This window comes from Micromonospora sp. ALFpr18c (genome assembly GCF_008868155.1).
Taxonomy (GTDB): Bacteria; Actinomycetota; Actinomycetes; order Mycobacteriales; family Micromonosporaceae; genus Micromonospora.
Genome location: NZ_WBKR01000066.1, coordinates 17702 through 28360, shown reverse-complemented (window position 1 = coordinate 28360; position 10659 = coordinate 17702). Strand labels below are relative to the sequence as shown.

6 protein-coding genes and 1 pseudogene are annotated in these 10659 nt (G+C 72.4%); 2 read left to right on the top strand and 5 right to left on the bottom strand.

Features of this window, described 5'->3' with window-relative positions; translation table 11 throughout:
* Positions 1-123 precede the first annotated feature (123 nt).
* On the bottom strand, positions 124-1698 hold the full coding sequence (locus F8271_RS14415) for a bifunctional NAD(P)/FAD-dependent oxidoreductase/class I SAM-dependent methyltransferase (protein ID WP_151490284.1): 1575 nt from the start codon (positions 1696-1698) through the stop codon (positions 124-126).
* Positions 1699-1772: 74 nt separating this feature from the next.
* Here F8271_RS14415 and F8271_RS14410 point away from each other — a divergent pair, with 74 nt between their 5' ends.
* Both F8271_RS14410 and F8271_RS14405 read left to right on the top strand, forming a co-directional pair.
* Entirely contained in the window at positions 1773-2384 is a 612-nt protein-coding gene (locus tag F8271_RS14410) for a helix-turn-helix domain-containing protein (RefSeq protein WP_151490283.1), read from the top strand.
* Positions 2385-2389: 5 nt separating this feature from the next.
* The gene (locus F8271_RS14405; protein WP_151490282.1) at positions 2390-2953 is read left to right on the top strand and encodes a hypothetical protein; all 564 of its coding nucleotides are present in this window, start codon (positions 2390-2392) and stop codon (positions 2951-2953) included.
* A gap of 120 nt (positions 2954-3073) precedes the next feature.
* Here the strand turns inward: F8271_RS14405 and F8271_RS33825 are convergent, their stop codons facing one another.
* The 4 genes and pseudogenes from F8271_RS33825 to F8271_RS14390 all read right to left on the bottom strand — a co-directional run bounded on the left by F8271_RS33825 (position 3074) and on the right by F8271_RS14390 (position 10636).
* Positions 3074-6088, bottom strand: a complete 3015-nt coding sequence (locus F8271_RS33825; RefSeq protein ID WP_370461907.1) for a hypothetical protein — start codon at positions 6086-6088, stop codon at positions 3074-3076.
* A gap of 549 nt (positions 6089-6637) precedes the next feature.
* Positions 6638-7918, bottom strand: a pseudogene (locus F8271_RS33160) (choice-of-anchor A family protein); the annotation flags it as partial.
* Positions 7919-8012: 94 nt separating this feature from the next.
* Positions 8013-9749: a sulfatase-like hydrolase/transferase gene (locus F8271_RS14395; protein WP_151490280.1), complete on the bottom strand. Its 1737-nt coding sequence runs from the start codon at positions 9747-9749 to the stop codon at positions 8013-8015.
* On the bottom strand, positions 9749-10636 hold the full coding sequence (locus tag F8271_RS14390) for a CDP-alcohol phosphatidyltransferase family protein (RefSeq protein WP_151490279.1): 888 nt from the start codon (positions 10634-10636) through the stop codon (positions 9749-9751). Before F8271_RS14390 ends, F8271_RS14395 begins: the two co-directional genes overlap by 1 nt.
* Positions 10637-10659 lie beyond the last annotated feature (23 nt).

Here is a 10659-nt window from a genome sequence, read left to right as displayed (position 1 = left end):
CGCGACCAGCGGCAACCCACACACCATCCCTCAACCCACACCCCTACAACTCCATCTCCTCGAACTCCTCGACATCGACCCACTCGAGTGGTGTTGACAATCAGCCACGTGCGGAATGCAGGGCTAGCGGCGGCGGGCTAGCAGAACGGCGTCGTGGTGGGTTGTGGTGGTGCCTTCGGGGTTGGTGATCTCGCGGGGGCGGGCCTCGGCGGCCAGGATCTCCCAGCGGGACGGGTCCAGGTCGGCGGCCACGTCCTCGGCCGTGTACATCATGTCCGGCATGTGCAGTCGGTGCGCCGACGCCCACAGGTCCGACGGATGGTGCCCGACGATCAGCAGGACCCCGCCCGGAGCGACCGCGGCGGCCAGCCGGGCGAACAGCTCCCGGCGCTGCACCGGGGGCAGGTGCATGAATTGTGCGGACACCAGGTCGTACGCCTCCTCGGCCGGCGGCTTCTCGCGCAGGTCGGCGTGCGTGAACTCGATGCGGTCACCGACGCCGGCGGTGTCGGCGTACTCGGCGGCGCGCGCCAGCGCCGTGGTCGAGATGTCCACCGCGGTCACCCGCCAGCCCCGCTCGGCCAGCCACACCGCGTCGGCGCCCTCGCCGCTGCCCACGTCCATCGCCCGTCCCGGGGGCAGGTCGGCGACCTCGGCGACCAGCTGCGGGTTCGGCCGACCGCTCCACACCGCCGGCTTGGACCGGTACCGCTCCTCCCACGCCGGTTGCTCGAACGTCGTGGCCACCATCTGCCGGTAGGCGGTCACCGCCGCGCGGGTGTCCTCGGCGATCAGGTCGGCGTTGATCGCCGCTCCGGCGGTGAGCCCGGCCGCGGCGGACGTGATGACCTGTCCCCGGATGTCGGCGACGTTGCCCGCCACCCAGACGCCCGCGACGGTCGTCGCGCCGGTGGGGTCGGCCGGGATCTGGGCGCCGATGACGTGCTCGCCCATCGTCACCTCCTCCGGGGCGAGGCCCAGCCCGACCAGCAGGTCGGCGCGCGGGGTCGTCCGGGTCCCGACGACGACCGCGTCCAATGCCACGACCCGACCGTCGGCGAGGCGTACGCCGGTGAGCGCGTCCCCGGTCACCTCCAGCGCGGCGACCGGTCCGGGCACCACCGCGACGCCCCGCGCGGCCAGGCGTTCGGCCGTCTCCTCGTCCGGTGCGGGGGCGTCGTGCAGCAGGAGCAGCACGTCGGAACTCCACTGTCGCCACATCTCGGCCTGGTGCGCGGCCATCGGGCCGGTCGCCAGCACGCCGACGCGCCGGTCCCGGACCTCCCAGCCGTGACAGTACGGGCAGTGCAGCACGTCGCGGCCCCACCGCTGCGCCAGCCCGGGAACGTCGGGCAGCTCGTCGGTCAGCCCGGTGGCCACCAGCAGCCGGCGGGCCCGCACCGCGCTCCCGTCGTCGAGCGTGAGCCGGAAGCCGTCGTCGTCGCGGCTCGCGGCCTCCACCCGTCCGGTGCGGAACTGCCCGCCGTACCCGGCCACCTCGGCCCGCCCGATCGCGAGCAGCTCGCCCGGCGGCGTGCCCTCCCGTCCCAGGTAGTTGTGCACGTGGCCGGCCGGCGCGTTGCGCGGCTCACCCGAGTCGATGACCAGCACCGACCGCCGGGCCCGGCTGAGCGCCAGGGCTGCACTGAGCCCCGCGGCGCCGCCGCCCACCACCACCACGTCGTATGTCTCGTCCACCGGTCGCTCCCTTGGTCTGTTGGCTCAACCCACCATCCGTCGACGCCGGCCAGGTGGCAAGTATCCTTGCCGTTATGGCAAACGAGGACTCCGCCGCGCTGGCGGCCGTCGGCCCCCGGCTGCGCGCCCTGCGCCACCAGCGGGGGACCACGCTGACCCAGCTCGCCGACCTGACCGGCATCTCGGTGAGCACCCTCTCCCGGCTGGAGTCCGGCACCCGCCGGCCCACCCTGGAACTGCTGCTCCCGCTGGCCCGGGCGTACCAGGTGGCGCTGGACGAGCTGGTGGACGCTCCGGCCACCGGCGACCCCCGGATACGCCCCAAACCGATCGTCATCCACGGCGTCACGTACCTGCCGCTGACCCGCCGACCGGGCGGCCTGCAGGCGTTCAAGCAGATCTTCCCGCCGGACCCGTCCGCCGGGGGCCGAACCCCACAGACCCATGAGGGGTACGAGTGGCTCTACGTGCTCTCCGGTCGGCTGCGCCTGGTGCTCGGTGACCGCGACCTGATCCTGACGCCGGGCGAGGTGGCCGAATTCGACACCCGCGTCCCGCACCTCATCCTCAACCCCGGCCCCGGCACGGCCGAGGCTCTGAGCCTCTACGGCCCGCAGGGGGAACGGCTGCACGTCCGCGCCCGCCCCGCCACGCCCGGCAGGGACGCACCAGCGGACGCGGGGTGATCCACGTGAGTGAGCACAGCGTGACCGTGGTCCGGCTGGACGACACCTCGTCCGCCGCGCGCGAGGAGATCGTCCTCGGCGTACAGGGCCTGCTGCTGGCCCGTGGAGTGATCGTCCCCAACGACTGTCGTGACGCGCTCTGGCAGCCGAGCGAATGGAAACCAGGTCCAGCCGCGCGTACGGCGGTCGTTGAGCCGGTCGACTGGTTTGACAGCTTCCTCGACACGGCGAACAACGGGGTCGACATCCGGGGCGAGCGTGACGTCTACCACCCGGTGGAGAACGACGAGGCGCCGCGATGCGCGAAGTGCGCGGCCGCGGCACCAGCGTCGTACACCGACTCCGCCGATTGGCTGGAGGCGTGGATGACCGCTGGTCACGAGCCGGGGTTCACGTGCGACCAGTGCGGTTGGAGCGGGCCGGTGGGCGACTGGAGCGGCCAGTTCGGCGTACTCATCGGCGCCCCCGCCGTGACGTTCCTCAACTGGCCGCCCTGCTCACCCGCGCTGATTACCGATATCCGCGGACTTCTTGGAGGGCGTACCGGCATCGTCGTGAGCCACTGGTGACGGTGCGCCGTTTCCGTTGACCTTCACCGTTCGCGAGACCGACGGCTCCTGGATGGTCACCGCGTCCGTGCGAGGGCCGGACCGGTTCCCCTCCGGTCCGACCCTCACGAACGGTCCGCGCTAGGCGCGGAGCCTGCGCTGCCGGACGATCAGCAGCAACGTGGCACCGAGGAGCACGGCCAGCACACCGGCTGCCATCCAGCCTCCGATCGGGAACGACTCACCGGTGATCGGGAGCTTGCCCTTCACCGGGATGGTGATTGTCGATTCCGGTGCCACCGGCGCCGGGCCGTCCGGCGGGGTGCCGGTCGCGGTCGCGCTGTTGCGCAGCGAACCGTGGTGGTAGTCGGCCTTGCTGACCGTGTACGTCGCCGCGCAGGTCACGGTCGCGCCCGCCGCCAGGGTGACGGACCCGTTGGGCGTCCGGTCCGGACCGCAGGTGATCGGGCCGAGGTTGGCCGGCGAGGCCGGCGCGGTGGGGGTGTCGGTGACCGTCACGTCGGTCAGCGTCACCTGCCCGGTGTTGGTGACCACGAACTGGAACGGCACCTGCTGGCCCGGCCGGGTGATCTTGTCGGTGCTGCTGGACTTCACCACCGTGATCGCCGCACCCCGGGTGGCCGTGACCTCGGCGGTGGCCGGGCCGGAGCGTACCGGTGCGGGTGGGTCCTGCCCGGGGATGGTCGGTGGCGTGCCGGCGGCGACGGCCGTGTTGGTGATCCGGCCGGCCTCGACGTCCGCGGCGGTGACCGTGTACGTCGACGTGCAGGTGGTGCTCGCCCCGGCCGGCAGGGAGACACTGCCGTTGGCGACGGGCGGGGTGCCGCAGGTGATCGCCCCGGGCGTCCCGGTGCCGGAGAACTCGGTCTCGTCGACGGTCACGGCACTGAGCGGGGTCGTGCCGGTGTTGCTCACCACGAACTGGTACGTGATCACGTCACCGGCGGCGGACACCACGGTCGGTGTGACCGACTTGGTGATGGCGATCGCCGGGTGCGGGATCGGGATGTCCAGCGGCGACGGCGGCGAGACCGGCGGCGGCCCGACCGGCGGCGTACCGGTGGCGGTGGCGACGTTGCGCAGCGACGAGCCGGTGAAGTCCTCCGCGGTCACCGTGTAGGTCGCCCGGCACTGGATGGACGCGCCCGGCGCGAGGGTCACCTCGCCGTTCGGGGTGTCCTGCGGGCCGCACGTGATCGGGCTCAACTCGCCGCGCGGGGACGGCGGCAGCACGGTGTCGTTGACGGTCACCTCGGTGAGCGTGAAGCCGCCGGTGTTGACCACCAGGAAGGTGTACGGCACCTGCTGACCCGGCGCGGTGATCGCCACCGTGGTCGACGACTTGATCACCTCGATGTCGGCGACGACCCCCGCCTGCGGGATGGTCAGCGTCGAGGGCGACGAGTTCACCGGTGTCTCGCTGCCCGGCGGGGTGCCGTGCGCGGTGGCGGTGTCGGTGACCCCGTCGTTGTCGAGGTCGGCCTGGGTGACCGTGTAGGTGGCGGTGCACGCCGTGGACTCACCCGGCGCGAGGGTGGTGGTTGCGCAGGTGATCGGGCCGAGGTTGGCGTTGGACGAGGGCGGCGCCTGGACGTCGGTGACGTTGACGGCGGTCAGGGTGAGCCCGCCGGTGTTGACCACGTGGAACCGGTACGGCACCTGCTGCCCGACGGTGCTGATCGTGGTGACGTCGGAGACCTTGACCACCGAGATCGCGGGGACCAGCCCGGACTCCGGGATCGTCAGCGTGGACGGCGGCGAGTCGACGGGCGTCTCACTGTTCGGAGGTGTGCCGTGCGCGGTGGCGACGTCGACGACCGCGTTGTTGTCGAGGTCGGCCTGGGTGACGGTGTAGGTGGCGGTGCAGGCCGTCGCCTCGCCGGGCGCGAGTGTGGTCTGCGGGCAGGTGATCGGCCCGAGGTTCGCGTTCGACGAGGGTGGGGTCTGTACGTCGGTGACGTTCACGTTGGTCAACGTGACGCCCCCGGTGTTGATCGCGAGGAACTGGTAGGGCACCTGCTGTCCGACCGTGGTGATCGACGTGGTGGTGGACGACTTCACCACCGAGATCGACGGCGTGACGTCGGCCGCCGGGATGGTCAGCACGACCTGGTCGGACTCGACCGGCTCCTCCGTACCCGCCGGAACGGCGCGCGCGGTGGCGACGTCGGTGACCTCGTCGTTGTCGAGGTCGGCCTGCGTCACCGTGTACGTGGCGGTGCAGACGGTGGTCTCACCGGGGGCGAGGGTGGTGGCGGCGCAGGTGATCGGGCCGAGGTTGGCGTTCGACGACGGCGGGGACTGCACGTCGATGACGGTGACGTTGTTCAGGGTGACGCCGCCGGTGTTGGCGACCAGGAACCGGTAGGGCACCTGTTGGCCGACCGAGCTGATGGCCGCGGTGGTGGACGACTTCACCAGCGCGATGGCCGGGAAGACGGCGCCGGTGCGGATGATCAACGTCGACGGTGGGGACTGCACGGGCGGCCTACCGCCGGGAGGGGTGCCCTGCGCGGTCGCGGTGTCGGTGACCGACCCGAAGTCCAGGTCGGCCTGGGTGACCGTGTAGGTGGCGGTGCACTCGGTCTGCGCGCCGGGGGCGAGGGTGGTCGCGGCGCAGGTGATCGGCCCGAGGTTGGCGTTGGACGACGGCGGGGTCTGCACGTCGGTGACGCCGACGTTGGTCAGGGTGAACCCGCCGGTGTTGACCACGTGGAACGAGTACGGCACCTGCTGCCCGACGGTGGTGATCTCGGTGGTGGTGGAGGTCTTCAGCACGCCGATCGAGGGGACCAGACCGGTCTCCGGCAGGGTCAGCGTGGAGGGCGGCGAGTTCACCGGGGCGCCGCCGCCGGGCGGGGTGCCGTGTGCGATGGCGGTGTTGGTGACCCCGTCGTTGTCGAGGTCGGCCTGGGTGACCGTGTAGGTGGCGGTGCACGCGGTCCGCGCGCCGGGCGCGAGGGTGGTCGCGGCGCAGGTGATCGGCCCGAGGTTCGCGTTCGACGAGGGTGGCGCCTGCTCGTCGGTGACGGTGACGTTGGTCAGGGTGAGCCCACCGGTGTTGACCACGTGGAACGAGTAGGGCACCTGCTGCCCGACGGTGGTGATCGACGCGGCGGTGGAGGTCTTCGTCACCGCGATCGACGGGGTCAGTCCGGCCTCGGGGATGGTCAGTGTCGACGGTGGCGAGGTGACCGGGGTGCCACTGGGCGGGGTGCCGCGCGCGGTGGCGACGTCGGTGACGCCGTTGTTGTCGAGGTCGGCCTGCGTGACGGTGTAGGTCGCGGTGCAGGTGGTGGTCTGTCCGGGCGGGAGGGTCGTGACCGGGCAGGTGATCGGGCCGAGGTTCGCGTTCGACGACGGTGGCGTCTGCACGTCGGTGATGGCGACGTTGGTCAGGGTCACGCCGCCGGTGTTGGCGACCAGGTACCGGTAGGGCACCTGCTGGCCGACCGAGCCGATCGACGCGGTGGTGGACGACTTCACCACCGTGACGGCGGCGGTCAGACCCTCCGCCGGGATGGTCAGTGTCTCCGGATCGGAGACGACCGGGGGACCGTCGGGCGGGGTGCCCTGGACGGTGGCCGTGTTGGTCACCCCGTCGTTGTCCAGGTCGGCCTGGGTGACGGTGTAGGTGGCGGTGCACTCGGTCTGCGCGCCGGGGGCGAGGGTGGTGGTCGCGCAGGTGATCGGCCCCAGGTTGGCGTTCGACGACGGCGGGGTCTGCACGTCGGTGACCGAGATGTTGGTGAGCGGAACGCCGCCGGTGTTGACCACGTGGAACGAGTACGGCACCTGCTGGCCGACACTGGTGATCACCGCGGTGGTCGACGACTTGATCAGGTCGATGTCGGCAGGCGTGGCGCCCTGGCAGGACAGCGTGGTGCTGAACGGGAAGTAGTGGATCTCGCCGCCGCGGTGGTCCAGCGTACGGGTGATGACGCTGCCTTCGGTGTTGCTGGCCGACAGGTCGGTGAGGCTGGCGTTGGGGGCGTAGATGGTGCCCTCGATCGTGGCCGCCTGCTGGGTGAGGGTGAGCGCGGTGGCGGTCGGGAAGTTGAACAGGACGTAGCGCGCCTGCGGCCCGCCGATCCCGGCGAAGTTCGGGGCGGTCCAGGCGAAGGTGTTGCCGACGGCGCTGGTGTCCACGTTGACCAGCAGTGGGGTGTCGGCGGTCGGCTGGTTGGCGAAGGTCAGGATCTGGATGTTGGCCAGGTCGGCGGCGGTCAGGTTCAGCACGTTGGTCACGCCCGGCGTGAGGGTGACCACGGCGTTGCTGCCTGGCGGGATCGGCCGGGGCAGCACGTCGCCGTTGGGCGTCCGCAGCACGACGGTGTTGTCGCAGGTGGCCAGACCGGCGGTGGTGTCCCGGAAGGCGGCGAAGGCGCTGGCGAAGTTGATCGGCGAGGTGGGTCCGACGCTGGGGACCGGCTGCCGGGTGACCAGTTCGACCCGGGGTGACGCGTCGTAGTTGTCCGACGGCAGGATCCGGGTGTTGACCTGGGCGCCGTTGTTGTCGGTGTCGCGGACGAACGTGCCGGTGAGGTTGCCGACCTTGGCGTACCCGTTGGAGAGCACCTGGAGGCGGGTGCCGCCGACGCTGCCGGCGAAGTTCACCCGGCCGCCCACGACCAGGGCGCTCGGGTTGGCGTCGCCGGGTACGACGAATGAGCCGGCCGTGGCGTTGGCCAGCTGGTAGTTGCCGAAGGTGAGATCACCGCCGATGGCGGCGGTGCCCTCGTTCTCGTTCTCGACCAGGTTCGCGTTGCCCTCGGTCATCACCCCGAAGCTCAGCGCCTCGGCGACCGGGTCGACCGGCCCGATGGCGTCGACCGCCACCAGTACCGGGTTGGGAGGGGACGCGGCCGGCACCGGTACCAGTAGACCGTTGACGGCCAGCACGCCACCGACGGCGACCAGCGCCGCCGCCCGCGACCTGCGGCTACCCCACGACGAAACCCTCATCACGCCCCCGTTGTGTGTCCGATGTGCCAGGGGAGCGTAGCGAGGTAATTATCTAGTTATGGGGGTTTTGTCCGATTCGATCGGCCGCCCATGATCAGCGTGGCGCGGCCAGCGGCTGCGTCGACGGCCCGAAGGCGGTCAGAAACCGGTCCCGGAAGGTGTCCATCGGCCACACCGGAGCGGCCGGCCCCGGCCGCAGCCCCGGCTGCCAGCCCCAGCCCGCGACCTGGTCCAGCACCGCCCGGTCCCGCGCGACGATGGTGATCGGCACGTCCCGGCTGGCCCCCTCGCCGGTGACCACCGGTGCCGGCTGGTGGTCGCCGACGAAGACCAGCACCAGGTCGTCATCCCCGTACGTCTGCACGTAGGAGACCAACGCCTCCAGGGAGTACGCGATGGCCTGCCGGTATCCGGCCCGGGCCCGGCCGGTGTCATCGGCATCGCCGCCGTCGTCCGTCGCCTGGCCGTGGTAGACCGAGCCGTCCCCGACCTGGTCCCAGCCGATCATCCGGGGCACCGCCGTCCACGGGGAGTGGCTGGAGATCAGGGGGATCTCCGCCATGATCGGGCGGTCCGCGTCGGCGCGGACCTGCCGCTGGAAGAACGACAAGGTGTACTGGTCGGGCATCGGGGCGTAGCTGAACTTCGGCCCCCGGTAGCCGAGCGCCTCGGCGTCGTAGTAGCGGTCGTAGGAGAAGAAACCCCGCTCCGGCCAGGGCTGGGTGGCCGCCGGCAGCACCCCGACGGTCTGCCAGCCGGCCCGCCGGAACGCGCCGTTGAGGGTGAGCCGGTCACTGGCCAGCAGACTGCGGTGCCGCTGCTCGTTGTCCGTCCACAACCCGGACAGCAGCGTGTCGTGCGCCAGCCAACTGCCGCCGCCGAAGGTGGGGGAGGTGAGAAAGCCGCTGCGGGAGTCGTACCCGGCCGCGCGCAGCCGCTCGGTGCCGCCGTCGAGTACCGCGTTTACCTGCGGCGCCAGCTCCGGATCCTGCACGGCGTCGCGTCCGTAGCTCTCCACGAACGCGAGGACGACGTCCTTGCCGCGCAACCCGGTGAGCAGCTGGTCACCGGGCACGTCCTGGAACGGGTCGGCGGCGATCTGGGCGGTGAACCGTCCACGGTCGCGCAGTCGCGCGTCGACCTGGTCGGCGTGCGCGCCGATGAGCGTCGTGACGCCGGCGTCGGCCACCGGCACGCCCGGAACGATCCGCACCCCCACGACGGCGCAGACCACCCACGCGACGGTCAGCGCGGCCACCACCCGGGTCGCCACCCGCTCGTGGCCGACCAGCAGCGCACCGAACCGCCGCAGCGCCACCGTCACCGTCAGCAACAGCACGCCGATCAGCAGCACCGCGCCGACAGCCGCGCCGACCGCACCGGCCCGACCGGCCGAGTCCCGGACGAAACCGAACGCGTCGTCCAGCAGCAACCAGTCCAGCACCAGGTCGAAGGGCCGGTCGAGGGCCGTGCGGAAACCCAGGTCGGCGAGCTTGACGATGGCCAGCAGGCCGAGCAGCGGCCCGCCCACGGCCACCACCACCCGCCGGGGTCGCGCCGGCAGCGCCAGCAGCAGCGCGGCGACGAGCAGCCCCTCCAGCGGGATGCGCAGGAACGCGCCGGGCGTCAACTCGCCGAGCCGGTCCGGGCCGACCAGGACGGCGTACACCAGCACCACCGCCAGCACCGCGCCCACCGGCGCCAGCGCCCGCCGCGCACGGCCGCGCCGCGCGGGCGAGACCCCGGGGGTACGCCCAGGCGCGTCGCCGGCCACGGCGGAGCGGGGGCGCAGCCGGCCGGCCAGCCGGCGTAACCGGTCGGGAAGGGTCATCACAGCCTCCAGTCGGAGTGGACCGTAGCGCCCGAGCGGGCCGCCATCGCGCGCACCGGCACCAGCGGCGGCACGACGACCGGCGTGTGCCCGCCCGACGGCAGCAGCGGCAGTGCCACCGGCGCGGGCACGCGCGGCGCGGTGACCCTCGCCGGCGCCACCGTGACGGGGACCGACGCCGGCCGGGGCCGCTGGTGCGCCGGGCGGTGGCGCCACAGCCACGCCACGTCCCGGCCGAACGACTCCACCAGCAGCGCCAACGCCGCCACCAGCACCAGCGTGGTCCACGGCTGCGGCAGCACCCGGGCCGCGGCCACGGCCAGCAGGACGCCCTGCGCGGCGGCCACCACCTTGCGCCAGAAGCGCGGCGGCAGCGATCCGTTCAGCCACGGCAGCACCGCCATGGCCGCGACGAACGCGTACCGCATCGCGCCGATCGCCAGCACCCACGCGCCGGTCGACGGTGCCACGTACACGCTGAGCACCAGGATGAGGAACGCGTCGACCTCCATGTCGAAGCGGGCGCCGAGCGCGCTCACCGTGCCGGTGCGCCTCGCCACCTGGCCGTCCACCGCGTCCAGCAGCAACGCCACCGCGCTCACCGCCACCAGCAGGGCCACCGGCGCGGGCCGGACGAACGAGTCGACCACCAGCGCGGTGACCGCGCCGACCAGGACGGCCCGGGTCAACGTCACCCGGTCGGCCGGGCCGAGGCGGGACGCGCCGGCCCGGCGCAGACCCCGACTCAACGCGAGGCAGGTGACCACCGCGTAGCCGGTCCCGACCAGCCAGCCCGCACCGCCCAGCCCCACGGTGGCGGCCAGCGCCGCCAGCACGGCCAGTTGCGCGCTCAGCCCGATCGCCGGACCACCTCGAACCGTGGGCACCGTACCTCCGTGTTTATGATCGA

What these genes read in the sequence shown, in the direction of transcription:
- F8271_RS14395 (WP_151490280.1), bottom strand. Translation starts at nt 9,749, where the DNA reads ATGACCCTTCCCGACCGGTTACGCCGGCTGGCCGGCCGGCTGCGCCCC.
- F8271_RS14410 (WP_151490283.1), top strand. Translation starts at nt 1,773, where the DNA reads ATGGCAAACGAGGACTCCGCCGCGCTGGCGGCCGTCGGCCCCCGGCTG.